Below are 24,864 nucleotides of genomic sequence, written 5' to 3'. Positions count from 1 at the left end.
TCATCGATTCTGGTCGGGGTTCCATTGGCTGTAGCTGTGCCCGCGCAGGAACTGCCACAGGCCCACGCTCATGCCGGCGAGGGTGACCAGCACGAAGGCGGCCAGGCGGAACGGGCGTGGCAACCGGCGGCGGGCGTCGAGCAGGCCGGCGATGGCGGCGGCATAGCCGAGCAGCTGCAGGGCCAGGGTCAGGCGGTAGAAACCGGGTTCGATGGCCAGCCACAGGTTGGCCAAGAGCAGCGGCAACAGCAGTACCGGGGCCAGGCGGCGGACCAGCTTGTGGCTGATCAGGGCGATGGCGTACAGGCCGTGGCGAGCCGGATTGAGCAGTTCGCGGCGCGCGGCCAGGCTCAACAGGCCACCGACGGTGACCCGCTGGCGGCGACGGAACTGCTTGTCGGCCTCGTCCACGCCCTGGTCCAGTACCACCGCCTCGGGCACGTAGACGATGCGCAACCCCGCGGCCGGGGCGCAGGTGCTGATGAAAAAGTCGTCGTTGACCTGCTTGGGAATCGGTTGATACAGCGTCCGGTGCAAGGCCAGCAGGGCACCGTCGGCCGAGACCATGCAGCCGGTGCGGTTCTCCACCTTGCGCACCCAGGCTTCGTAGTGGCGGTACAGGCTGTCGCCGATGCTCAGGCCCTTGCCCGGGTCGGGGATGATCATGTGCCCGGCGGTACCGCCGACCTGCGCGTCGGCGAACGGCGCCAGCAGCAGGCCGAGGGTGTCGGTCGACCATTGGTTGTCGGCGTCGGTGAACACCAGCAGGTCGCCCGTGCACACCTGCACCGCACTGTTCAACGCTCCGGCCTTGCCCAGCCGCGGCAGGTCCAGCACCTGCACCCGTGAGTCGCCCAGGGCCCGGGCCAGCGCCACGGTGCGGTCGCTGGAGCCGTCGCTGGCCACCACTACCTGCAGTTCGGCGGCCGGGTAGTCCTGGCCGAGCACGCTGGCGAGCTTGGCTTCGATATGCCGCTCTTCGTTATGCGCGGCGATCACCACGCTCACCCGCTGCGCCGGCAACGGCGAATGCGTGCGCCGGGCGAAGAACGGCGCGGCCAGGGTCAGCAGCAGCGGATAGCCGAACCAGGCATACAACGGCAGCAACAGGCATAGCCAGAAGATGAACTCAGCCACGGGCGGGCCTCCTTGCGGTGCGGTTGAACAGGCTGAGGATGAACGCCGCGCCGGCCAGGTGCAGGCGCAGCCAGTGCAAGCCCCAGAGTTGCAGGGTGAGCAGCGGGTCACGGTGCCGGCGGCTCTGGCGCAGGCTCAGGAACAGCGCGGGCAGGGCGCTGACCAGCAGGAAGAACAGGGCCGCATGGGGGAAACCGTCGAGCAGGGCCGACAGGGCTATGGCATCCAGTACCCAGGCCCCCACTGAAAGTAGCGGGAAGCGCAGCAGGCGCAGGCTGACGCCATGGCTGCGCAGCAGTTGCAGGTGGCTGCCCTGGCGCCACATTTCCTTGCCCAGCCATTCGCGCCAGTTGGCCTCGTAGCCCCAGTGCAGCACCGCGGGCTGGCGCAGCACCCGCAGGCGGGCGCCGGACTCGTGCAGGCGCAGGGTGAAATCCTTGTCTTCGCCGGTGCGCAGGCGCTCGTCGAAACCGCCGACCTGGTCGAACCAGCTGCGGCGCATCAGCAGGTTGGGGGTGGGCAGCCAGGTGCAGTCCTGCACCGTCTGCCCGGTGCGCAGGGTACGCCGTTGCCAGGCCTGGGCGAACCACGGGGCGTGGCGCGGGGTGTCGCAGTCGAGGGCGAAGACATCGCCTTCGCCGCGGCGCTGCAGGTCCAGCAGCAGGTCGAGCCAGTGCTCGGGCACCTCGATGTCGGCGTCGAGGAAGGCCAGCCATTCGCCGTGGCTGGCGGCTACGCCGGCGTTGCGCAGGGCGCCGATGGCCACACCGGGCAGGCTCAGCACCTGGGCACCGTGCTCGCGGGCGATCCGCGGGCCGTCGTCACTGGAGCCGTTGTCCACCACGATCAGCTCGCAGGCCAGGCCCGCCGCGCTGGCCGAGCGCCGGGCGGCATCCAGGGTGCGGCCGATATGGCGGGCCTCGTTGAACATCGGGATGACGATGCTCACCCGGCTCATCGGGCCACCTCCACCGGCTGTTGTTCACGGGCCTGGCCCAGCAGCACGCTGGACAGCGCCAACATCAGCCACAGGTACTTGTGGCTGGGGGCGCTGAGGAACATCAGGAACAGGCCGATGGCCAGCATGCTCATGGTCAGGTGGGTCATCAGGTCGGCGCGGTCCGGGTCGCCGGCGGCGCGGAAGGCGGCGCGGGCCCGCCAGAAGTTGCGCAAGGCCAGGGCGATCATGCCGACGAACAGCAGGCCCGCCGGCAGGCCGACCTCGCTGAACAGCTCCAGGTAGGTGTTGTGGGCGCGGCGGTAGAGGTCGGTGGTCTTGCTGTTGACCGGGGCGAAGGCCTTGGAGAAGCCGGTGTCGGCGTAATGCAGCGGGAAGGTGCCGGGCCCGGTGCCGAGCAGCGGGCTGTGGCTGATCATTTCCTTGCCCACCACCAGGTAGGAGGCGCGCCGACCCAGCGATTCGTCCTGGTGCGCGTTGACCCCCGACTTGAGCAGCATCAGCGACTGAATGCGGTCGGCGTAGCCTGCCGGCATCAGGGCCACGCCCAGGGGCAGGACGATGGCCAGGCCGAGCATGGCGAAGCCCAGGTGGCGCGGACGGATGCAGGTCAGTTGTTCACGGTAGTTGTACAGCATCATGCCCAGGCTGATCAGCAGCACCACCAGCCCCGAGCGCGATTCGGTCTTGGTCATGCCCACCAGCAGCAACAGGCAGCAGCCGGCCCAGAACAGCTTGACCGGGATCTGCCGGGCCTTGATCGCCAGCCACAACCCCAGCGGCATGGCGATGGTGATCAGCAGGGCGAAGGCGTTGGGATCGAGCATGGCCGAGGCGCGGCCCTGCTCCTGGTACTTGGTGGAGAAGATCGCGAACAGGCAGGTCACGCACACGCTGACGGTGATCAGCCGGGCCAGCATCGGCAGGTTGAGGTCGCGGCCGACCAGCAGGGTGATGACGAACACCACCAGGCCCACCAGCAGCTCGCGCAGGTGTCCGCCCGACAGGGCCAGGTCGTCGCTGGTCCACAGGCTCAGCAGGTACAGGGCCATGAACGGCAGCAGCAGGCGCCACTGGTTGCTGCGCAGGCGCTCCCCGGGCAACTGGCGCACCGCCAGTTGCAGGCTGAGGATCAGCACCAGGCCGATGCCCACCAGCTTGGCGCCGGACACCAGGCCGTCCTTGAGCAGGCCCTCCAGCGGCACCAGGGTGGCGATCACCAGCAGGCCCCAGGCGGGCTTGCGGTACAGCACCAGCACGCCGGCCAGGCCGATCACGCCGCCGGGGGCCAGGAACGGGTAGGGGCTGGCCAGCAGCCCCAGGCTCAGCAGGGCCACCAGGGCCACCAGCGACAGGGGAATGATCATGCGACAACCTCCTCGGCCGTGCCCCGGTAAACCAGGGCCCAGCGTTGTGCCAGGGTCGGCAGGTGGTAGCGTTCGCGTTGCGTGCGGCGGGCGCCGGCGACCAGCTCGGTGGCCTGCGCAGGATCCTGCAGCAGGGCCTCGAGGTGCGCGCCGAGCTCGGTGCTGGCCATGGGCGCGGCCAGCAGGCCGTTGCGACCGTGCTCGATGACATCGGGGATGCCGCCGACGCCGAAGGCCACCACCGGCACGCCATCCTGCATGGCCTCGAGCAGGATCATCGGCGTGCCTTCGGTGCGCGAGCTGATGACCAGGGCGTCCAGGCGCTTCATCCAGGCGCGCATGTCGCGCTGGAAGCCCGGCAGGGTGATGCGCGCGGTGAGGCCGGCGGCGTCGATGCGGGCCTGCAGGGTGTCGCGCTCGGGGCCTTCGCCGAGCATCACGGCATGGACCTGTGGGTGGCGCTGGCACACCGGGATCAGGGTGTCGAGGAACAGGTCGGGGCCTTTTTCGCTCGACAGGCGGCCGACATAGGCGGCGAGCCAGGGTTTTCTATCGCCTTGGCGAGGAGCAGACGTGGGAGCAGGCTTGCCCCGCGATTCACTGTTGTGTTCGGCATCGCCATCGCGGGGCAAGCCCGCTCCCACGCCTGCGGTCAGGTCAACCTCCTGGTGCTCGGGCAACCCGTTGGGAATCACCCGCAACTTGGCCTCGGGTACGCCGGCATCGCGATGGATGCGGGCGATGCTCTCGGCCACGCACACCACCGTGTCCACCGTCGGCGTGCGGCACAGTTGCAGGCTTAGCCAGGTATAGAAGCGCTGCTTGCGGCTGCGCGGGGTGAAACCATGCTGGGTACTGACCATCGGCAGGCGCCACAGGGTGGCGCCGATCCAGCCGAACAGCTGGCCCTTGAAGTTGTGGCTGTTCACCAACGGACGTTGCCCGCGCTGCGCGCCGAGTACCTTGAGCACCGCCCCCAGCCCCTGGCAGGTGTCGCACTCGACACCGGCTTCGCGAAAGCGCGCCACCAGCTCCGCCGGGGCATCGAGGAACAGCACCCGATGCTGGCCGGGGGTGGCCTGGCAGTGGTCCAGGAGCATGCGCTCGGCGCCGTAGAATCCGCCACTGCCGAGCAGGTGCAGGATCGGCCGGCCGGCGTGCAGCGCGGCGTTCAATTGCGCACCCAGTGCCACAGGCGTGGCAGCGACCAGCTTTTGTGCGGGTTGGGCAGCGCCGGGGCCTGGTCGTTGATCACCAGCAGCACCGGCAGGCCCAGCTCGTGGCTGATCTGCGCCGGATGCTTGAAGCGGTGGTCGAAGAACTCCCTGACGTAGACCACGGCGATCGCCAGCAGCAGGCCGGTGATCAGGCCGAACGGAATGATCAGGCCAGGTTTCGGGAAGCTTGCCGCGGTAGGTTCATAGGGGGCGCTGAGGATCCGCGCGTTGGACTGGCTGCCGTCGAGCAGGCCCTGGCCGCGGCTTTCCTCGTAACGCTGGGCATAGGTGGAGAAGGCCTTGTGCAGGGCATCGATCTCGGTATCCAGCTGGCGGGTCTTGCTCTGGGTCTCGCGCAGCTGGAGGATGCGCTTGCTGTAGTCGGCGATGCGCTGGGTCTTCTGCTCGATCACCTGCTGGGTCACCGCCAGGTCCTGCTGGCGCTCACGGATGCGGTTCTCGACGATCTTGAGGAACTGCGCGCGCAACTGGGCGATCTGCTGGCGGGCCATGACCATCTGGTCGGAGCTCGGCTGGAACACCGTGGCGTCGCCGTTGTAGCGGGCCAACTGAGTGGTCAGTTGCTCACCGAGTTGCTTGATCTCGCGGTCCTCGAAGGCGATGTTGTCGACCGTGGTGGTGAAGGTGTAGGGGAAGGCGTAGTCGGCCATCTTCGCCTTGTTGGCCGCGGCCAGGCTGCTTTGCAGGTAGTCGAGCCACTTCTGGTTCTGCAACTGGCGGTCACGTTGCAGGTTGAGCGCCTGCTCCTCGGTGTTGATGGCATTGAGGCGGAAGGTGATCTCTTCCTTGGGGTCCGACGAGCCGATGGCGGTCAGCAGCCCCAGGCGCTGGCTTTCCAGGTCGCCCAGCCGTGCCTGGTAGTGCAGTTTCTTCTGCTCGTAGAACGCTTCGGGCAATTCGTTGGACTGCAGGTCCTGGCGGTTGGTCAGGAAGTTTTCCAGCAGGCGGCTGACGAACAGCGTGCCCAGCTTCGGATCGTTGGCGCCGTAGGTGATGGAGATCACGTTGGAGCCGGGCAGGGTCTCGACCTTGAGGTCCTTGACCGCCTGGTCGGTGAGGGTGTCGAGCTGGGTGTCGCGGTCATCGGCGACGGTGTTGCCGAACAGCCGGTGCAGCGGGTCGAGCACCGCGTGGCGCAGCGGGTCGAGCACGGTACGGCGCAGCAGGCCGGGCTCGTCCGGGTAATGGCCTTCCTTGCGCAGCTCGCCGATGGTCTGGCGGATCAGGGTCGGCGAGCGCAGGATGTTGCTCTCGGTCTCCATGTCGGCCAGCGACGGCGGGATGAACTGATCGGCCTGCTGGCTGAGCGCCGAGGTGGTGTCGCTCTGCGAAAGCTTCTTGGACTGCACGATGACTTCGGCGGTGATGTCGTAGCTCTGCTTGAGCACCAGCGGCAACAGCACGGCGATCACCGCGAACACCAGGAACACCCGTTTCACCAACTGGCGGTTGGCAAAGAAGATGCGGAAGAACTCATGCACATAGTTTTCTTTGGGTTGCGTGGTCATGGTCCGTCCCCCGGTCAGTCGTTGCTTTCTTTGTTGTCGACGCGGTAGCTGAAGCTGAAACCGAAGCCCTGGAACAGCACCACGTCGGCCAGTTGCCGGGACAGCTCGGCGGCGCTGGCCAGCTTGGTCTTGGGCACGTAGAGCATGTCCTCTGGCTGCAGGTAGGCGAGCTTCTGGCTGCCGCCGGACAGCGCCTGGTCGACGTCGTAGTTGACCGCGTGCACGGTGTTGCCTTCACGGCGCATGATCACCACCGAACCGAGCTTGGCCTTGAGGGTCGGGCCGCGGGCCAGGGTCAGGGCCTCGAGCACCGATACCGGGCGGCGGATCTGGAAGGCGCCGGGTTGGCCGACTTCACCGAGTACGTAGATCTCGTTGGCGGCGGTGGACTTGAGCAGTACGTCCACGCTCATGCGCCCGGGCAGTGTGGCGTAGCGCTCGTTGAGGTAGTCACGCAGCTGGTTGACGGTCATGCCCTGCAGCGGCACCGAGCCAATTTCCGGGAAAGTGGCGCGGCCGTCGTTGCCCACGGTGATGTCGCGGCTCATGCCGGTGCCGGGGTGGTTGAGGGCGTTCTTCAGGTTGACCTCGTCGGTCATCGGGCTGATCACCCGCACGGTGACCTGGTCACGGTTGGGCTTGAACACCCGCTTGTCCTGGTAGGCCTGGCGGATGGCGCTCTCGGCCTCGCCGGGGGTCATGCCCTCGACGCGCACCGCGGCGTTGGTGCTGGGCAGGGTGATGGTGCCGTCAGGCTGCACCAGTTGGTTGCCGTTCAGACCGCTGGCGGCCATGAAGTTGAGGTCCAGGGTGTCACCGGACTGGATGCGGTAGACCCCGGCCGAGCGGTTGCTGACATGGAAGATCACCTCCAGCACGTCCTGCGGGCGCAATACCTGTTCGCGGCGGGCGACCTCGGTGGCCTGGCTCTCGGCCGGTGGCGCGGTGAGGATCTGCACCGGCATCTGGCGGTCTTCCTGGCTGGCGCAGCCGGCCAGGGCCAGCACGCACAGGGCTATCGATGGGTATCTCATGGCGTTCATCCTGTGCGGCCTCTCAGAGATTTTCGTACAGCCACTTGGGCATGTAGTACTTGCGTTTGTTGAACACGCTGCCGATCAATCGCGCGCCGGCCTGGGTCAGGCGCTGGCTGGCCGCCTGGGCGACCTCCCAGCGGGTCTCCTCGGCGCATACCACCAGGATCACGCCGTCGACCAGGGTGCCGATCACCAGGCTGTCGGCACTGGCGTAGATGGCTTCGCCGTCGATCACCACGAAGCGGTACTGGTTGCTCAGCTGGTGCAGCAGTACGCGCAACTGCTCGTGGTCGAGGCGGTCGCGGCCGCGTTTCCAGGTGCCCACCGGCAGCACGTCGAACGGCTGGTCGGACAGGCGCACGATGCAGTCCTGGGCCAGCGGCGGGGTGTCCTGGTTGAACAGCAGGTCGCTGTAGCCGCGCAGCTTGCCCAGGCCCAGTTGCTGGCTGAGGCCGCCGGGGCTGAGGCTGGCGTCGATCAGCAGCACGTTGCCCGCGCTCATCAATGCCAGTTGGCTGGCGAAGGCCAGGGCGCTGGTGCTGGTGCCGCTGCCGGTGTTGGCCGCGGTCAGCAGCAGGGTGCGCTGGTCGAGGTCGAGCACGGTGGCGGTCAGGTTGGTCTCGCTTGGGGTAGCGATCGTCAGGCTTCTCGAGGATGAACCGTCCATCTCAGCTTGCTCCGTGGCCAGTGAAGACTTTGAACGGGGTCTTGAGCAGGATCTTCAGGTCCAGCATCAGGCTCTGTTCGTTGATGTAGCTCAGGTCCAGCTCTACGCGTTGGTCGAAGTCGATGTTGCTGCGCCCGGAGATCTGCCACAGGCCGGTCATGCCCGGGTAGATCGACAGCCGCGCCAGGTGGTTGTCGTGGTAGCGGTAGGCGTTGAACGATGTGGGGCGCGGGCCGACCAGGCGCATGTCACCGGTGACCACGTTGATCAGGTTGGGCAGCTCGTCCAGGCTGCTGCGCCGCAGCCAGCCGCCCACCGAGGTGATGCGCGGGTCCTTGTCGATCTTGAAATCGATGGATTCGGCGCCGTGCTTGTTCAGGTGGCGCAGCGAGTCCTTGAGCGCCTCGGCGTTGGCCACCATGGTGCGGAACTTGTACATGCCGAAGGCGCGGCCACGGTAGCCGGTGCGTTTCTGCACGAAGAACACCGGACCCTTGCTGGATAGCTTGATCAGCAGCGCCAGCACCAGGAACACCGGCGACAGCAGCAGCAGCAGGGTCAGCGCGGCCAGGCACGACAGCACGCGGTTGGTGCGCGACAGCGTCCAGGGCCGGCCTCCGGCGCGACCGGTGATCCAGCCACGACCCTGCATGTGGATGGCGGCATCGATGCGCTGGCGGTGCGCCGGATCCATGCGTTTGTCCTGATACAGCGCCTGCAGTTGCGCGCTCTTGGGTTGCCCTGTCATACCGCCCTCCGTTTATCTGGCTGCTCGCCCAGGGGCGCCGCTTCGCTGGCGGCGGGCGAGTGGTAGCTCTTGAACCAGGCGACAAAGCGCCCGAGCCCTTCATCAAGGCCTATCTGTGGGGTGAAACCGGTGACCCTGGCCAGCGCGCTGGCGTCGGCGCAGGTGGCCAGCACATCGCCTGGCTGCAGCGGCAGCAGCTCGATCACCGCGTTGCGCTGCAGGTGTTTTTCCAGCAGGGCCAGGTAGTCGAGCAGCTCCACCGGGCGCTGCCCGCCGATGTTGTACAGGCGCCAGGGCGCGTGGCTGCTGGCCGGGTCCGGGGCGAACGCGTCCCACTGCGGGTCGGCGACCGGGGGCAGGGGGATCAGCCGCACCAGGCTTTCGACGATGTCGTCGATGTAGGTGAAGTCGCGCTGGTGACGGCCATGGTTGAACAGCTGGATCGGCCGGCCTTCGCTGATCGCCTTGGCGAACTGCATCGGCGACATGTCCGGGCGGCCCCAGGGGCCGTACACGGTGAAGAAGCGCAGGCCGCTGCAGGGAATGCCATAAAGGTGGCTGTAGCTGTGGGCCATGGCCTCGTTGGCCTTCTTGGTGGCGGCATACAGCGACAGCGGGTGGTCCACTGGGTCCTCCACCCGATAGGGCGTCTGCTGGTTGGCCCCATAGACCGAGCTGGAGGAGGCGTACAGCAGGTGCTTGACCGGGTGGCGGCGGCAACCTTCGAGAATGTTGAGAAAACCGGCCAGGTTGCTGTCCAGGTAGGCCTGAGGGTTCTGCAGCGAGTAGCGCACGCCGGCCTGGGCCGCCAGGTGCACCACCACCTCCGGGCGCTCGCTGGCGAACAGCCGGGCCATGCCGTCGCGGTCGCCCAGGTCCAGGCAGTGCAGCGGAAAGTCGCCGACAGTCTGCCGTACCCAGTGCACGCGGGCGTGCTTGAGCGCCGGCTCGTAGTAGTCGTTGAAGTTGTCCAGGCCCACCACCTGGTGCCCCTCGAGCAGCAGCTGGCGGCAGGTGTGGGCGCCGATGAAACCGGCCGCGCCGGTCACCAGCACCTTCATGGCGCGTCCGCCTGCGGGGCGATTTGGCGCAGGCCGATGCCGCTGTAGTGCAGGCCGTGGGCGGCGACCTGCTCGGGGTTGTACAGGTTGCGGCCATCGACGATCACCCGCTCGCGCAGCTTGCTGGCCAGCATCGAAAAATCGACCACGCGGAAGTTCTTCCACTCGGTGCAGATCACCAGGGCGTCGGCGTCCTGCAAGGTGTCGTCGCGGGTGGCGCACAGTTGCAGGTCGTCCCGGTAGCCGTACAGGCGCCGGCATTCATCCATGGCCTCGGGGTCGTAGGCGCGCACCGTGGCGCCTTCGGCCCACAGGGCTTCCATCAGGTAACGGCTGGGGGCCTCGCGCATGTCGTCGGTGTTGGGCTTGAAGGCCAGGCCCCACAGGGCAATGGATTTACCGGCCAGGCCAGCCAGGCGCTGCTTGAGCTTGGCGAACAGGATGCGCCGCTGTTGATCGTTGACCTCGTGGACGCTTTGCAGCAGACGCAACGGCATGCCGCTGTGGGCAGCGGTGTGTAGCAGGGCCTTGATGTCCTTGGGGAAGCATGAACCGCCGAAACCGCAGCCCGGATAGATGAAGTGGTAGCCGATGCGCGGGTCGGAGCCGATGCCGCGCCGCACCGCCTCGATATCGGCGCCCAGGTGTTCGCTGAGGTTGGCCAGCTCGTTCATGAAGCTGATGCGGGTGGCGAGCATGGCGTTGGCGGCGTACTTGGTCAGCTCGGCGCTACGGTTGTCCATGAACATCAGTTTTTCGTGGTTGCGGCAGAACGGCGCGTACAGTTCCGCCAGCTGCTCATGGGCCACTTCGTCGAGGGTGCCGACGATGATCCGGTCCGGGCGCATGCAGTCTGCCAGGGCGCTGCCTTCCTTGAGGAACTCGGGGTTGGACACCACGCGCGCGTGCAACTGGCTTTTGCCCAGGCGCTGCAGTTCGTCGCGGGCCAGGGCCATGACCTGATCGGCGGTGCCCACCGGCACGGTGGACTTGATGATCAGGGTATGGTCGGTCTCCATCAGCGCGGCGATCTGCCGGGTGACGTTGAGCACGTGGCTGAGGTCGGCCGAGCCGTCCTCGTCGGGCGGCGTGCCGACGGCGATGAAGATCAGCTCGGCGTGGCTGACCGCGTCGCTGGCCTGGGTGCTGAACAGCAGGCGGCCTTCCCTGATGTTGTCCTCGAGCAGGTCCGACAGACCCGGCTCGCTGATCGGCGGCACGCCCTGGCGCAACTGGTTGATCTTGTGGGTATCGACATCCACGCACAGGACCCTGTGACCGACGTCCGCCAGGGCTGCTGCCTGTACCAGTCCGACATAACCGGTGCCAAAAACGCTCACGTCCATGCGCGGTGCCTCGTATGGATGAGTAAGGGAGATGAAACAGTGGTGTGAATTGGGTATAGCTCAGCCCGGTGGAATTGCGTCAAAGCAATGGCATGTTTCGTCGAATTTACAGACCCTGGTGAAACGGGCGATCTGCCACCAACCCGTTGCCAATCCGTGTGTTAGCGCGCATAGCTAGTGGCAATTGGCCGTTCGATGAACCGATGAACGGTTCAATGCAGCGGAATAAGCGGGTTTCAGGCGATAGAGAGAATCAACAGCAACTTGCGTTAGGTGCCAGATTCCGGTGTCGGTATGTCGTCGGAATTTTGACTTTTTTGCGTTGTGGTTTGTTTCACAGCTGCTACGGTTTGAGAAGATTTCCATGACTGGAGTGGCCGAAACATGCGCGGATGGATCAAGCTCTTGCTGTTGCTCGTCTATCTGGCCAGCTTTCATGCCTATTACCGCGAACGCATAGAAGCGCTGGGTATTGGCCTGCCCCTTGTGCTGTACCTGGGGGTGTTCGCGATGTTGGCGCTGGCCCTGCTGCTGACGGCGTTCACCCGCCCCGGCTGGTTGCGCTGGGCGCTGGCGCTGGCGTTTACAATCAGCGCGATCTTTCTCGACGCTTATAACCGCATCACCGACGCCTATCTGACCTATAGCGCATTCGTGTCCATGGTCTATGCCGGCGCTTTCGTCCAGGAGGCCCTGCAGCAATACCACTACGCAATTACCCTGGCCGCGGCGCGAGCGCTGTTGCTGCTGTTTGGCCTTGGCTTGCGTCCGGGGCCGACCCCGTGGTTGCCAAGGTTGTTGCCACCCGTGGCGCCGGTGCTGGGCCTGCTGGTACTGATCGCCATCCTGTTCGTGCGCGCCGGCGAGGGCGCACGGGGTCTGCCGGTGATGTACACGCCGCTGGCCTACCTGAGCCTGTTCGGCTACGAGACCCTGCACGACCATGTCGGGCCGCGCCAGCCAGTGAGTCTGGCCCAGTCGGGGCCGGCGATGGCGCGGGATATCGTGCTGCTGATCGACGAGAGCATCTCGGGTAACTACCTGGACCTGAACACTCCGGCCGGGGTCACCAGCCACCTGGCCCAGGCCCAGCCGGGCGTTTCCATCGTCAACTTCGGCTATGCCGCGTCCATCGCCAACTGCAGCGCCGACACCAACGTCACCCTGCGCTACGGTGGCACCCGCGGTGATTACCTGCGCATCAACTCGACCCAGCCGTCGATCTGGCAGTACGCCAAACGCGCGGGCCTGGGAACGGTGTACATCGATGGCCAGCGCACGGGCGGCAACCTGCAGAACCTGATGACCGAGACCGAGAAGCGCGATATCGACCAGTTCATCCAGTTTGACGACACCCCCGTGGTGCAACGCGACATGGCGGCGCTGGAGCGGCTGGTGGCGCTGCTCAAGGACAGCAAGCCGCAGCTGATCGTGGTGAACAAGGTCGGCGCCCACTTCCCGGTGCACGACAAGTACCCGGACGACTTCCTCAAGTACCAGCCGGCCTTGCCACGGGGGCGCTACGTCGATATCGCCGACACCGGCACCCGCGATGGCTTCGATGGCCGGGCCCAGGACTGGGTGCTGTACCGCAATGCCTACCAGAACACCGTGTTGTGGAATGTCGGCGAGTTCTTCCGCCGGCTGTTCGCCGAGGGCGACCTCAGCCAGGCCGTGGTGCTCTATACCTCAGATCACGGCCAGGATTTGCATGAGCGCGGCAACCCCGGCCTGAACACCCATTGCGACAGCGATCCGGTACCCGAAGAAGGCCTGGTGCCGTTGGTGGTGATCCAGGGCGAGGGCCTGCGCACGCTGGACTGGCAGGCTCACCTGCCGGCCAACCGCAACGCCTCCAGCCATTACAACCTGTTCCCCACGCTGCTCAAGCTGATGGGCTATGACGGCACGGCCGTGAGCGCGCTCTACGGCCGTTCGCTGGACATGCCGACGGATGACCCGTTTACCTTCAACGTGCGCTTCAATGCGCGGTTGGGGGCCAAGCCGGACTTTCGCCATATCGACCTCGGGCAGGTGGTCACGCCCGCCAGTGTCCTGGCGGGGCAGCCGATGCCGGTGGGCAAGGCTGACTAGGATCAGAAGTCGATGCTGGCGGAGACCTGCACCGTGCGTGGCGCCCCCAGCCCCAGGTTGGTGAGCAGCGGCATGCCCCAGTAGGCCTTGTTGGTCACGTTCTCCACCGTGCCACGGAAGGTCACAGGATGGTCGGCCACCTGCAACCGGTAGCGGGCACCGACGTCATATATCGTGTAGCCGGGGATCGACTGGCTGTTATCGTCGCTGATGTACTGCTTCGATACGGCGGTGGCATTGGCGGTCAGGGTCAGGCCATCGAGCAGCGGGGTGTCCCATTCCACACCCAGCTTGCCCTGCAGTTTCGGCTGGCCGGTGGCGGTCTTGCCTTCCTCGGCGGGATTCTCGGCCTTGGTCACCTTGGGGTCCAGGCGAGCCACGCCGCCCATCAGGCGGACATCGCTCAGCGGGGTACCGAAGAAGCTCCATTCGAGGCCGCGATTACGTTGTTCGCCACCGAAGGAGAACACTTTGGTCACCGGGTCAGTGAAGCTGCTGGGGCGTTCGATCTGGTACAGGCTCAGGGTGTGGGCGAAGTCGCCGAGGTCGAGCTTGATGCCGACTTCCCTCTGCTTGGACTTGTAGGGGGCGAACACCTGCCCTGCGTTGGGCGCGGTAATCGGGGCGATGGCACCCTTGCTCAGGCCTTCGATGTAGTTGGCGTACAGCGACACTTCGTCGGTGAGCTTGATCAGCACCGCCGCTGCCGGCGTCGTGGCGCTTTCGTTGTAGCGCGTGGTGTGCGCGCCGGTGCTGACGTTGAAACTGTCGCTCAGCACCTGCTGGCGGCGCACGCCCAGGGTGAATTGCAGGCGCTCGTCGAGGAACGACAGGGTGTCGGCCACTCCGTAGCTGCTCAGGCGCGACTCGGTATGGGCGATGGCTGGGTAGCTCCTGGCGGCCTCCGGTCCCCAGACCGGGTGGTAGATATTGTTGATCCACTCGGCCCCCGGGACGTTGCGCCGGCCATAGTCGCGTTGCTTGTCGGAGTAGTGCGTGGCGTTGAGCGACCACTGATGGCCCACGCCGAAGGTGTCGAAATGGCCGCGCACGCCGGCTTCTCCCGAGGTCTTCTTCAGGTCGATCTTCAACTGGCCCATGTTCGTCTCCATATCCCCGGCGGTGTTGAACACTTCGGCGAGCATGGTGCCGCTGTAGGCATAGTCGGTCTTGCTGGTGCCGGCCGCGGCATAGGCCGTGAGGTTGTCGTTGAGGTCATATTCGCCGCGCACGATCACGCCCTTGTCGCGGGTCTGGACGAAGCCCCAGTCCGGGTTGAGCAGGGTCTCGGACTTAGGCGGCCTGGGCACCGGCACGCCCGCGGCCAGGCCGATGCCGCGGTTCTGGCCCCTGACCCGGTCCTCGCTTTCGTACAGGTCGGCGGACAGGCGCGCCCGCTCGCCGCGCCAGTCGAGGCCCAGGGCATTGAGCTCGGCCTTCATCCGCTGATGGTCGGTTGCTGTATCACCGTCGCGATAGACGCTGTTGAAGCGCACGCCGAACTGCTGCTGCTCACCGAAGCGGCGGCCGACGTCGAGGTGACCGCCGAACTGTGCGTCGGACATGTAGGTGGTGGTGATCCGCGTCAAAGATTCGGCACCCGCGCGCTTGGGCACCAGGTTGATGCTGCCGGCCACCGAGCCGCCCGGCGGCATGCCGTTGAGCAGGGCGGAGGGCCCTTTGAGCACTTCGATGCGCTCGTACATCTCCGGCGAGATCCGGTAGTAGGGCGCCATGCCGTACAGGCCGCCGATGCTCACATCGCTGATGTTGGAGTTGAAGCCACGGATCGAGTAGTTCTCGCTGTAGGTACCCTTCAGGCCGTTGCTGAACACGGCGGGATCGGTCGCGGCAATCACGTCGGTGATGGTCTGCGCCTGGGTGTCCTGGATGTATTGGTCGGTGTAGCTGATGGTGCTGAACGGCGTCTCCATGAAGTCCTTGTTGCCCAACAGGCCGACCCGTCCGCCCGAGGCCACCTGGCCGCCGGCATAGGCGGGGGGCAATGCGCTCGGGGCGTCGAGGTTGCCCTCGACCCGGGTCTCGGTCAGCTCCAGGCTGCCATTGGTCTGGCCCTGTTGGGTCTTTTCCACTGCCTCGGCCTGCTCCACGGTCTGCGCCGCGGTCACGCCCATGGACACGCCGCCCAAGCCGAGGAGCAAGGCCATGTGCACGGCGGTGAAGGTGCGATTGAGGTCGAAGTGGGGCACAGCCGGCTGCTGCACCGGGCTGACACGCTGTTGCGACATGCTGGAGTCCTTTCGATTCGCAAGTGAGTGAAGGCATTCACTAGGGATTCCGAATCAGAAGGGAAAAACCTCAATGAAAATCATTGGCATTTGTCGCGTGTCGACGATTACCCCGGGAGTGCCAAGGGATGCAGGGCGCGGAATCCCAACGCTTCTTCCACCAACCAGTCATGCACCGCCCGCGCGCCAGGCTGGCTCAGCCCGCCCGGCGGATACAGCAGTACATAGCGCTTGTGGTTGGCGATCGGCACCCCGAACGGCACGATCAGCGCGCCGCGCTCCAGCTCGTCGTTGAGCAGGGTGCGTCGGGCGATGGCCACGCCGACACCGGCAATGGCCGCTTCGATGGTCAGGTGGTTGCGGTTGAAGGTGTGCCCACGACGCACATCCAGCCCGCCAGCGCCGATACCGTCAAGGTAGAACTCCCATTCGGCGTACTCCGAGCTGCCACGCCAGGCGGTGATGTCGTGCAGCAGCGGGTAGTGAGCCAGGTCCGCCGGCCCGTGCAGGGGCGGGCGGCCGCGCAGCAGGGCAGGTGAGCAGACCGGGAAGATCTGCTCATCCAGCAGCGGGGTGGAGAGCATGCCCGGGTAGCTGCCGTCATTGAGGTCGATAGCCAGGTCGAAGTCTTCCGGGTGCAACGCCTGGTTGCTGTCCTCGGCCACCAGGCGCAGTTCGATATCCGGGTAGCGCTGCTGGAAGCGCGGCAGGCGCGGTGTCAGCCACTTGGCCAGGAACGACGGGATCGAGCGCAGGCGCAGGGTGCCGCGGATTTCGCCGGCATCCAGGCGCAGCAGCTCGGCCTCGATGCTGCCGTAGGCCTCGGCCACGGTCTGCGCCAGGCGCTGGCCTTCGGCCGACAGCTCGACGCCGCGGGCGCGGCGCAGGAACAGGCGAAAGCCCAGGCGCTCCTCGAGCTGGCGCATCTGCTGGCTGACCGCGCCGGGGGTGATGTGCAGCTCCTCGGCGCAGCGGGTGAACGACAGGTGCCGCGCCGCACAGGAGAACACGTGCAGCCAGACGAACACCTGGCCGTTGAGTGGGCCTTTCATCGTTTAGTCCTGCTAAAGGCTTGTGTAGGAAGTTTCGTTGGTCAAGCTGGCATGAGCGCGGCAGTATCGCGCAACTTGGCAATAACGCTCAAATTTTCCAGAGAGCCGTGGCACATCGTAAACGGTTGTCACGGCCAGGCATTAGCATGGCTATCAGTGTTTTCGACCTTTTCAAGATTGGCATCGGCCCATCCAGCTCCCACACCGTCGGCCCCATGCGCGCGGCGGCGACCTTCGCCCAGGCCTTGCGTGAGCGCGGCCTGCTGGCCCAGGTGCGGCGGGTCGAGGTGCGTCTCTACGGCTCGCTGTCGGCCACCGGTGTCGGTCACGCCACGGACCGTGCCTGCCTGCTGGGGTTGATGGGCCAGTGGCCGGATCGCATTGATCCCCACAGTATCGAGCCACGCATCGACCAACTGATGCAGGAGCGGTGCCTGATGCTCGATGGCAGCCAGCCGATCGAGTTCCAGTACAGCCGTGACATGCGCCTGCTCGACGAGAGCCTGGCCTATCACCCCAACGCGATGACCCTGGAGAGCTTCGACGGGCAGGGCAGCCAGTTCAGCCAGACCTACTTTTCCGTGGGTGGCGGCTTCATTGTCGAGGCAAGCGAGATCGACGCCCCGCAGGACGGTGCCAGCCAGGTCGCCTTGCCTTACGAATTCTCCAGCGGCGCCGAGTTGCTGGCCCTGTGCAAGGCCCACAACCTGAGTGTCAGCCAGTTGATGCTGGCCAACGAATGCGCCTGGCGTCCGCAAAGCGAGGTGCGCGAAGGCCTGCTGAAGATCTGGGCGGCCATGGGCGAGTGCGTCGACAACGGTCTGCGCAACGAAGGCATCCTCCCGGGCGGGCTGAAGGTCAAGCGCCGGGCGGCGCGCCTGCACCGCAGCTTGCAGGAGGTCGGCAAGCCCAACGTGATCGGTTCGACCCTCAGCGCCATGGAGTGGGTCAACCTGTTCGCCCTGGCGGTCAACGAAGAGAACGCCGCCGGCGGGCGCATGGTCACCGCGCCCACCAACGGCGCGGCCGGGATCATTCCGGCGGTGCTGCACTACTACATGAAGTTCAATCCCGGCGCCTGTGACGACGACGTGGTGGCGTTCCTCCTGGCCGCCGCCGCGGTGGGCATCCTGTGCAAGAAGAACGCCTCGATTTCCGGTGCCGAAGTGGGCTGCCAGGGCGAGGTGGGCTCGGCCTGTTCGATGGCCGCCGCAGGCCTGGCCGAGGTACTTGGTGCCACGCCGCCGCAGCTGGAGAACGCGGCCGAGATCGCCCTTGAACACAACCTCGGACTGACCTGCGACCCGGTTGGCGGGCTGGTGCAGATCCCCTGCATCGAGCGCAACGCGATCGCCGCGGTGAAGGCAATCAACGCCGTGCAGATGGCCCTGCGCGGTGACGGCGAGCATTTCATCTCCCTCGATCGGGTGATTCGCACCATGCGTGACACTGGCGCGGACATGCACGCCAACTACAAGGAAACCTCCCGCGGCGGCCTGGCCGTCGCGTTTGTCGAGTGCTGACACACAAGCGCTTTCCTGGGCGGGATGGCTTCGTGAGAGCGGGCTGTTCCCACAATCCTGATTGAACCTGCAACACCCGCTGTACCTGCGACAAAAACAACTACAAGGCGATACCCAATGACTGATGTACAAAGCACCGCGAGCGTTCGTGCGGATTCGGCTGCCCTGGCTTCGACCAGCGGCTCGACCACCTGGAACCGCCACGACACCACCTGGGCCCTGGGCCTGTATGGCACGGCGATCGGCGCCGGCACCCTGTTCCTGCCGATCAATGCCGGGGTCGGCGGTTTCTGGCCGCTGCTGATCCTGGCGCTGCTGGCGTTCCCCATGACCTTCTTCGCCCACCGGGCGCTGACCCGCTTCGTGCTGTCCGGGCGCAAGGGCGGCAACGAGGACATCACCGAGGTGGTGGAGGAGCACTTCGGCGTCGGTGCCGGCAAGCTCATCACCTTGCTGTACTTCTTCGCGATCTTCCCGATCCTGCTGGTCTACAGCGTGGCGCTGACCAACACCCTGACCAGCTTCTTCGAACACCAGCTGCACATCGGCGCGCCGCCACGGGCGCTGCTGGCCTTGCTGCTGATCTGCGGGCTGATGATCGTGGTGCGCTGCGGTCAGCAGATCATCGTCAAGGCCATGAGCCTGCTGGTGTATCCCTTCGTCGCCTCGTTGCTGTTGCTGGCCCTGAGCCTGATTCCCAACTGGAACGGCGCATTCTTCGCCCAGGCCAACGAAGGCATCAGCGCCTCCAAGCTACTGCTGACCCTGTGGCTGGCGATCCCGGTGATGGTGTTCTCGTTCAACCACTCGCCGATCATCTCGGCGTTCGCCGTCGACCAGAAGCACCGTTATGGTGTTGACGCCGACCGCAAGAGCGGCCGCACCCTGGCCACTGCTCACGTGATGATGGTGCTGACGGTGATGTTCTTCTGCTTCAGCTGCGTGCTGGCGCTGAGCCCGGGCGACCTGGCCGCGGCCAAGGCGCAGAACATTTCGATCCTGTCGTACCTGGCCAACCACTTCCAGACCCCGGTGATTGCCTTCGTCGCGCCGCTGATCGCGCTGGTGGCGATCACCAAGTCGTTCCTAGGCCACTACATCGGCGCCAGCGAGGGCTTCCAGGGCATGATCGTCAAGAGCCTGCGCGGACGCGGCAAGACCTGGCCGGCCAAGCGTCTGGAGCGCGTCACGGCGTTGTTCATGCTGCTGACCTGCTGGGCGGTGGCGACCCTGAACCCGAGCATCCTCGGGCTGATCGAGAGCCTGGGTGGGCCGGTGATCGCCTGCTTGCTGTTCCTGATGCCGATGTATGCGGTGCAGAAGGTACCGGCGTTGCGCCAGCACTCGGGCAAGCTGTCGAATGTGTTCGTGGTCGTGATCGGGCTGATCACGCTGTCGGCGATCGTCTACAGCTTCATGGCCTGACCGATGATCGCGGGGCCAGCCCGCTCCCACGCATTCAGGTGGGAGCGGGCTGGCCCCGCGATCCGTTCAGGTCAGACGCTTTCCAGGTGCTTGATCGCAGCCTTCAGGCGCTCCGCGGGTTGCGGCTGGTCCTGGTGGGTGATGTCCGGCGCCTTGCGCACGCGACCATGCTGGTCGACCCAGTGGCCGTTGATGAAGTAACGGTAGCTGGCGGTGCCGGCGTTCCAGCCCTGGTCAAGCAGGCCCTGCAGATGGAAGGTCTGGGCGATCTGGCTGAGCGGGCCGCTTGGGCTGCCATCCAGGTGCAGGACGATCGACGGGCTACCAGCGGGCGCGAACGGCAGCTCGCTGTAGCCGCCCCACACCTTGGCCTGGAACACCTGGACCGGGTGCGTGGTCTGGATGATGGAGGCCCTGCCGGTGACCTTCTTCTGCACGGTATTCACCAGCAGGTCGAGGGTCAGGATAGGGGCGCCGAGCAGCCCGTTGCTGACATTCAGGCGGGTATGAAAAAGTCCGAAGGACATGCTGATTCTCCTTGTCTGCTCAGGCTTTCTTGGCGGCCTTGGTGGCCGGGCTCTTGGTCGAGGCGAGGGCTTGGTCCAGGGCTTTGCCCACGGCGCCGCTGGCCAGTTGCTTGAGTTGCGCGACGTCACCGGTGGCGATCACTGCCTCCAGGGTGGCGTTGTGCAGTTCGGTCGTGAGGTCGACGTTCGCCAGTGTCTGGATGCGTTTGAGTTCAAGCACGACGGGTACGTTGTCCACTTCGATCCAACGCTGGCCGTTGTAGTAACGGTAGCTGGCCGTGCCTTTCTGCCAGTCCAGGTCGAGCAATGCGCGCAGTTCGAACTGCTCCGGCGAATTGGCGTGCGGGCCGCCCTGGTTGCCACGCACCGTCAGCAGGATCTTGCCTTCGCTGGGCGGTTGCACGGTGAGGTAGCTGTAGGTGCCCCAGGCATCCAGCGCCAGCTCCAGCGGTGGGTTGGTGGTCTGGGTGATCAGCGCGTGGCCGTTGACGCTGCGATCTGGCGTGTAGACCAACAGGTCGAGCTGCAGGCGCGGGGCGCCAGGAGCATTGGTTCCAATGAGGTAGGACACCGGGAACAGGCCTTCCGACGGTGCGGTCAGCGATACAGACATGATTGCCTCCGTTGCATTCAATGAATGAAATACCGTAACCAACGCTTGCGCAGGCGGGCGGAGGAAAAGGGGAGAGGCAGGTAGACGGGCGGATGTACTGGCGTGCCCGGTGCGAGCGGCTGTTGGCAGCCGGCTTGTGCAGCCATCCCTGAAGTGCGGTGCCGCCTGCCTGGCAGCCCGCTTGAGTTAAGCAGGCAAAAGATGCCGTGATGGCCTTTTTGCATTATGTCCGACGAGTGGTGACATCCAGGTCTGCAAGCCGGCTCCCGCCCCGTGAGAACCGGCTTGTCCCGCGATGAGCTCTACAGGGCGGACCGCCTCACTTCGACTTCTGCTGCAACGCCACGAAGCTGCGGCGCATGTCGCTGGCCCAGCCATCAAGCACCGGCTTGACGTCGTTCAGGGTCAGTTGCGTGCTGTCGTTCTCCAGCGCCTTGCCGCTGCCCTTGCGCACCACCTGGGCCAGCACGTTCTGGCTGCCGCCATCGAGGAAAGCGGCCTCCACGGCGATGTCCACGGCCTGGTCGCGACCGCCGGCGGCGGTGTTGACCGCCGCGGCCACCAGGGCGATCGGGATCACCTCGTAGGGCTTGAGGCCTTCGGTGCTGGTGGATACCGCGGTGATCGCCGGGCGCACCACGATGGTGTTCGGGCCAGGCTCCTTGACCAGGGTGAGCACGCTGCCCAGTTCGCGGCGCATGGCTTCGTTGAAGTAGCGGGTGATCGCCTGCAGGGTCTGCGCCGAGATCACATTGGTCGGCTGTGGCTTGGGATAGAACTGGCTCGGCTCGATGAACACCTGGGTGTACTGGCTGGCCTTCACGTCCGGGTCGATCCAGCGCATCACCGGCGCGCCGGAGACGCTCTCGGCGGGCTTCAGGCGACTGTAGTCCTTCAGGAAACCGGAATAGTCCTTGGGATCGACACGGTTGCTGGAGCAGGCAACCAAGGCCAGCAGAGCAGCGCACAGCAGGGTGGTGCGAGGCAGGTGCTTCATGATGACGAGGTCCATGAGGGAAGTGGCCAGAACAACGCTAGCAGGTGGTTGGCCGAAGGCCAGCGGTCAGGTGTTGACGGTTGCCGTTTCCTACGGCGCTGTCTGAGTGCGCCGACTATCCATTGGTCTTTGAAGCTGGAAAAGTATGCCCTTTACGGGTATGTTTAGGAATGCCGGCCATAGATGTCTACAAGCGAAGGGAGTTTGCCCGCTGGCAACTCAAGGAGTGCGTACCAGACCACCTGCTCTGCCGCGCTGTTCTGGAAATGCAGAGTGGGCTGGTTGACGCGAGCCTTGGTGGCTTGCTGTTCAAGAAACGTGTTGCGGGCCTGTGCAGCGGCAAGCGGGGAGGCTACCGAACACTGCTGTCGGCTCGCATCGGCAGTTGTTACGTGTTCCTTCATGGGTTCGCCAAGAGCGACATGGCCAATGTCACGCCGGCCGAGCAGAAAGCGCTTCAGTTCGCCGGCAGGGTCTTTCTGAAATTGTCACCCCACGCCCTGGCCAAGGCATTGGGTTGTGGCGTATTGATGGAGGTCCACTGTGGCCAGCAAGCTCATTGAATCACTACGCGTCGACCTCTCGGACCTCGAGCAGGCAGGTGCCGTCGGCAAGGTCACGTTGCGCGACTTCGAGGCGATCTGTCCGGCCCCGGTGCGGGCATTCAGCGCCCAGGACATCCGCCACCTGCGCGAAGCGCTGAACTTCAGCCAACCGGTGTTCGCCCTCCACCTGCACACCAGCGCATCGACGGTACGCAAGTGGGAGCAGGGCGAAACACGCCCGGCAGGGCCCGCCTTGAAGCTACTGAACATCATTGCCGACAAGGGGCTGCAGGCCATCCTCTGAAGCAGGGTTGTCAGCCCAGCGCCTCGCGCAACCGGTACCACAGCATGCCCAGCGCCAGCAGCGGCGAGCGCAGTGCCTTGCCGCCGGGGAAGGTCAGGTGCGGCACCGCGCTGAACACGTCGAACCCCTGGCTGTGCTCGGTGGCGATGGCCTCGGCGAGCAGCTTCGCGGTCCAGTGGGTGACGTTCAGGCCATGCCCGGAATAGCCCTGGGCATAGAACACGTTGGGGTGCTGGCCGAGGCGGCCGACCTGGGGGAAACGGTTGGCGGTGATGCCGATCATGCCGCCCCACTGGTAGTCCAGGCGCACCTCGGCCAGTTGCGGGAACACCTTGAGCACCTTGGGCCGCATGTAGGCGCCGATGTCCTTGGGGTCGCGCCCGGAGTAGTGACAGGCGCCGCCAAACAGCAGGCGGCGATCGGCAGTCAGCCGGTAATAGTCCAGCCCCACCTTCTGGTCGCACAGCGCCATGTTCCTTGGGATCAGCGTACGCGCCAGGGCCTCGGGCAAGGGCTCGGTGGCCACCATGTAGCTGCCGGCCGGCAGCACCTTGCCGCACAGGCGCGGTTCCAGTTCGTCGAGATGGGCGTTGCAACCCAGGATCAGGCTCTGGGCGCGCACCTTGCCCCGGGCAGTGTGCAGCGTCACCGTTCGGCCATGCTCGATGCGCAGCACCGGGCTTTGCTCGAAGATCCGTACGCCAAGGCCGAGGGCGGCGCGGGCCTCGCCCTGGACCAGGTCGAGCGGGTGCAGGTGGCCCGAGCCCATGTCCACCAGGCCGCCGGCGTACAGGTCGCTGGCGACGATCTCGTGCATGCGATCGGGGTTGACCAGGCGGGTTTCGTGGCGATAACCCAGTTCGGCCAGGTCGCGCTGCTCGTCTTCGAAGGCGGCGAACTGGGCGGGGGTGTTGGCCAGCTCGCAGAAGCCCCAGCGCAGGTCGCATTCGATACCGTACTGCTCGATGCGATTGGCCACCAGGGCCACCGAATCGATGCCGGCCTGCTGGAGGTAGCGCACGCCGTCCTGGCCGACGTGGCGGGCGAAACCGGAGACGTCATGGCCGATGCCGCGGATCAGTTGGCCGCCGTTGCGCCCGCTGGCGCCCCAGCCGATGCGGCGCGCTTCCAGCAGGATCACCGAGAGGCCGCGCTCGGCCAGTTCCAGGGCGGCGTTGACCCCAGTCAGGCCACCGCCGACCACGCAGACATCGGCCTGCAGGTCCTGGTCGAGCGCCGGGTAGGTGGCCGTCTGGCGCGCCGAGGCGGCGTAGTAGGAGGCGGTGTGTTCGTTCATCTGTGGCATGGGTGGGCTCGGCTCAGCGATTGGACTTGATCTTGCTCCAGGAGCGGGTCATCTGCCGCAGGATCGCGGGGCTCTGCATGGTCGAAACATACAGGTTGTCCAGCACGTCCTGGGGCGGATAGATCTCGGGGTTGTTCACCAGCGCCGGGTCCATGTCGGCCTTGGCATCCGGGTTGGCGTTGGCATAGCCGACCGTGGCGCTGACCTTGGCGATCACCTTGGGGTCGAGCAGGTAGTTGATGAAGGCCAGGGCCTGCTCGGGGTTCTTGGCGTCCTTGGGGATGGCCAGCAGGTCGAACCACAGGTTGCTGCCTTCCTTGGGAATGCTGTAGGCGACCTTGACACCATTGCCAGCCTCCTCGGCGCGGTGGGCGGCCTGCAGCACGTCGCCGGAATAGCCGAAGGCGATGCAGACATCACCATTGGCCAGGTCCGAGACGTACTTGGAGGAGTGGAAGTAGGTGATATAGGGGCGCAGCTCCAGCAGGCGGGCCTCGGCCTTGCGGTAGTCGTCGGCCTTCTCGCTGCGCGGGTTCATGCCCAGGTAGTTGAGGATGGCCGGGAACAGTTCGTCCGGCGAGTCCATGAACGCCACGCCGCACTGCTTGAGCTTTTTCAGGTTCTCGGCTTCGAACAGCACCGCCCAGGAATCGATCTTGTCGATGCCCAGCACCGCCTTGACCTTGTCGACGTTATAGCCGATGCCATTGGTGCCCCAGAGGTACGGTACGGCGTACTGGTTGCCCGGGTCGTTCTGCTCCAGCTGCTTGAGCAGCTGCGGGTCCAGGTGCTGCCAGTTCGGCAGCTTGCTGCGATCCAGCGGCAGGAACGCGCCGGCCTGGGCCTGGCGCGCAAGGAAATGGTTGGAGGGCACGACCACGTCGTAGCCGGTGCGCCCGGCCAGCAGCTTGCCCTCCAGGGTTTCGTTGGAATCGAACACGTCATAGACCACCTTGATCCCGCTGCTGGCCTGGAAGTCGGCCAGGGTGGTGTCACCGATGTAGTCGGTCCAGTTGTACACGCTCACCGTCGGCTGGGCCTGGACGGCGGCGCCGAACAGCAGGGCGAAGGTTGCGGGGATCAAAGCTTGCGGATAACGCATGTCGACACCTCGTTGGTCTTGTTCTTCGAATTCGGTGGTGTAGGGGCTGGTTTGCAGCCC

At 65.7% G+C, this 24,864-nt stretch carries 22 protein-coding genes; 5 read left to right on the top strand and 17 right to left on the bottom strand.

Annotated features, from left to right (window positions below; all coding sequences use genetic code 11):
* The 10 genes from CC207_RS10715 to CC207_RS10670 are packed head-to-tail and all read right to left on the bottom strand — an operon-like array spanning position 1 to position 11,067.
* Positions 1-1,137, bottom strand: a complete 1,137-nt coding sequence (locus CC207_RS10715) for a glycosyltransferase (protein WP_088852068.1) — start codon at positions 1,135-1,137, stop codon at positions 1-3.
* On the bottom strand, positions 1,130-2,095 hold the full coding sequence (locus CC207_RS10710; protein WP_088852067.1) for a glycosyltransferase family 2 protein: 966 nt from the start codon (positions 2,093-2,095) through the stop codon (positions 1,130-1,132). The genes CC207_RS10715 and CC207_RS10710 overlap by 8 nt, the downstream gene beginning before the upstream one ends.
* Positions 2,092-3,462 (bottom strand): O-antigen ligase, encoded by a 1,371-nt coding sequence (locus CC207_RS10705; RefSeq protein WP_028689472.1) that lies wholly within the window; start codon positions 3,460-3,462, stop codon positions 2,092-2,094. Before CC207_RS10705 ends, CC207_RS10710 begins: the two co-directional genes overlap by 4 nt.
* Positions 3,459-4,637, bottom strand: a complete 1,179-nt coding sequence (locus CC207_RS10700; RefSeq protein WP_028689473.1) for a glycosyltransferase family 4 protein — start codon at positions 4,635-4,637, stop codon at positions 3,459-3,461. The genes CC207_RS10705 and CC207_RS10700 overlap by 4 nt, the downstream gene beginning before the upstream one ends.
* Complete coding sequence (locus tag CC207_RS10695) at positions 4,634-6,208, bottom strand: GumC family protein (RefSeq protein WP_088852066.1); 1,575 nt, start codon at positions 6,206-6,208, stop codon at positions 4,634-4,636. Before CC207_RS10695 ends, CC207_RS10700 begins: the two co-directional genes overlap by 4 nt.
* A gap of 14 nt (positions 6,209-6,222) precedes the next feature.
* On the bottom strand, positions 6,223-7,242 hold the full coding sequence (locus tag CC207_RS10690; RefSeq protein WP_028689475.1) for a polysaccharide biosynthesis/export family protein: 1,020 nt from the start codon (positions 7,240-7,242) through the stop codon (positions 6,223-6,225).
* Between the two features lie 22 nt (positions 7,243-7,264).
* Positions 7,265-7,912 (bottom strand): CpsD/CapB family tyrosine-protein kinase, encoded by a 648-nt coding sequence (locus CC207_RS10685; protein ID WP_028689476.1) that lies wholly within the window; start codon positions 7,910-7,912, stop codon positions 7,265-7,267.
* A 1-nt stretch (position 7,913) separates the two neighbouring features.
* Positions 7,914-8,660, bottom strand: a complete 747-nt coding sequence (locus CC207_RS10680) for a sugar transferase (protein WP_028689477.1) — start codon at positions 8,658-8,660, stop codon at positions 7,914-7,916.
* Positions 8,657-9,721: an NAD-dependent epimerase gene (locus tag CC207_RS10675; protein WP_028689478.1), complete on the bottom strand. Its 1,065-nt coding sequence runs from the start codon at positions 9,719-9,721 to the stop codon at positions 8,657-8,659. The genes CC207_RS10680 and CC207_RS10675 overlap by 4 nt, the downstream gene beginning before the upstream one ends.
* Complete coding sequence (locus tag CC207_RS10670) at positions 9,718-11,067, bottom strand: UDP-glucose/GDP-mannose dehydrogenase family protein (protein WP_028689479.1); 1,350 nt, start codon at positions 11,065-11,067, stop codon at positions 9,718-9,720. The genes CC207_RS10675 and CC207_RS10670 overlap by 4 nt, the downstream gene beginning before the upstream one ends.
* 384 nt (positions 11,068-11,451) lie before the next feature.
* Here CC207_RS10670 and CC207_RS10665 point away from each other — a divergent pair, with 384 nt between their 5' ends.
* Complete coding sequence (locus CC207_RS10665; protein WP_088852065.1) at positions 11,452-13,161, top strand: sulfatase-like hydrolase/transferase; 1,710 nt, start codon at positions 11,452-11,454, stop codon at positions 13,159-13,161.
* A gap of 2 nt (positions 13,162-13,163) precedes the next feature.
* Here the strand turns inward: CC207_RS10665 and CC207_RS10660 are convergent, their stop codons facing one another.
* Together CC207_RS10660 and CC207_RS10655 are read right to left on the bottom strand one after the other, a co-directional pair.
* Positions 13,164-15,410, bottom strand: coding sequence for a TonB-dependent siderophore receptor (locus CC207_RS10660; protein ID WP_256582064.1), 2,247 nt, complete (start codon positions 15,408-15,410; stop codon positions 13,164-13,166).
* Between the two features lie 107 nt (positions 15,411-15,517).
* The gene (locus tag CC207_RS10655; RefSeq protein WP_028689482.1) at positions 15,518-16,462 is read right to left on the bottom strand and encodes a LysR substrate-binding domain-containing protein; all 945 of its coding nucleotides are present in this window, start codon (positions 16,460-16,462) and stop codon (positions 15,518-15,520) included.
* A gap of 146 nt (positions 16,463-16,608) precedes the next feature.
* Between CC207_RS10655 and CC207_RS10650 the strand changes: the two genes are divergently transcribed.
* Both CC207_RS10650 and CC207_RS10645 read left to right on the top strand, forming a co-directional pair.
* Entirely contained in the window at positions 16,609-17,985 is a 1,377-nt protein-coding gene (locus tag CC207_RS10650; protein ID WP_069017670.1) for an L-serine ammonia-lyase, read from the top strand.
* Between the two features lie 117 nt (positions 17,986-18,102).
* Positions 18,103-19,410: a serine/threonine transporter gene (locus tag CC207_RS10645; protein WP_028689484.1), complete on the top strand. Its 1,308-nt coding sequence runs from the start codon at positions 18,103-18,105 to the stop codon at positions 19,408-19,410.
* A gap of 71 nt (positions 19,411-19,481) precedes the next feature.
* On the opposite strand, the gene CC207_RS10640 is transcribed toward CC207_RS10645, so the two are convergent.
* The 3 genes from CC207_RS10640 to CC207_RS10630 all read right to left on the bottom strand — a co-directional run bounded on the left by CC207_RS10640 (position 19,482) and on the right by CC207_RS10630 (position 21,547).
* Positions 19,482-19,937 (bottom strand): DUF1842 domain-containing protein, encoded by a 456-nt coding sequence (locus CC207_RS10640; protein ID WP_063630100.1) that lies wholly within the window; start codon positions 19,935-19,937, stop codon positions 19,482-19,484.
* Positions 19,938-19,956: 19 nt separating this feature from the next.
* Positions 19,957-20,550 (bottom strand): DUF1842 domain-containing protein, encoded by a 594-nt coding sequence (locus CC207_RS10635; protein ID WP_028689485.1) that lies wholly within the window; start codon positions 20,548-20,550, stop codon positions 19,957-19,959.
* A gap of 319 nt (positions 20,551-20,869) precedes the next feature.
* Positions 20,870-21,547: a DUF3313 domain-containing protein gene (locus CC207_RS10630; RefSeq protein ID WP_028689486.1), complete on the bottom strand. Its 678-nt coding sequence runs from the start codon at positions 21,545-21,547 to the stop codon at positions 20,870-20,872.
* A gap of 170 nt (positions 21,548-21,717) precedes the next feature.
* On the opposite strand from CC207_RS10630, the gene CC207_RS10625 reads away from it, so the two are divergent.
* Entirely contained in the window at positions 21,718-22,110 is a 393-nt protein-coding gene (locus tag CC207_RS10625) for a type II toxin-antitoxin system RelE/ParE family toxin (RefSeq protein ID WP_178080963.1), read from the top strand.
* Positions 22,091-22,396 (top strand): DNA-binding transcriptional regulator, encoded by a 306-nt coding sequence (locus CC207_RS10620; RefSeq protein ID WP_088852064.1) that lies wholly within the window; start codon positions 22,091-22,093, stop codon positions 22,394-22,396. The genes CC207_RS10625 and CC207_RS10620 overlap by 20 nt, the downstream gene beginning before the upstream one ends.
* 10 nt (positions 22,397-22,406) lie before the next feature.
* Here the strand turns inward: CC207_RS10620 and CC207_RS10615 are convergent, their stop codons facing one another.
* Together CC207_RS10615 and CC207_RS10610 are read right to left on the bottom strand one after the other, a co-directional pair.
* Positions 22,407-23,702, bottom strand: coding sequence for an FAD-binding oxidoreductase (locus tag CC207_RS10615; RefSeq protein WP_088852063.1), 1,296 nt, complete (start codon positions 23,700-23,702; stop codon positions 22,407-22,409).
* A 13-nt stretch (positions 23,703-23,715) separates the two neighbouring features.
* On the bottom strand, positions 23,716-24,804 hold the full coding sequence (locus CC207_RS10610; RefSeq protein WP_028689490.1) for a polyamine ABC transporter substrate-binding protein: 1,089 nt from the start codon (positions 24,802-24,804) through the stop codon (positions 23,716-23,718).
* Positions 24,805-24,864 lie beyond the last annotated feature (60 nt).

Origin of the sequence: Pseudomonas sp. DrBHI1 (assembly GCF_002205115.1) — a bacterium.
Classification (GTDB): domain Bacteria; phylum Pseudomonadota; class Gammaproteobacteria; order Pseudomonadales; family Pseudomonadaceae; genus Aquipseudomonas; species Aquipseudomonas mosselii.
This window is presented reverse-complemented; position numbering and strand designations above follow the sequence as displayed.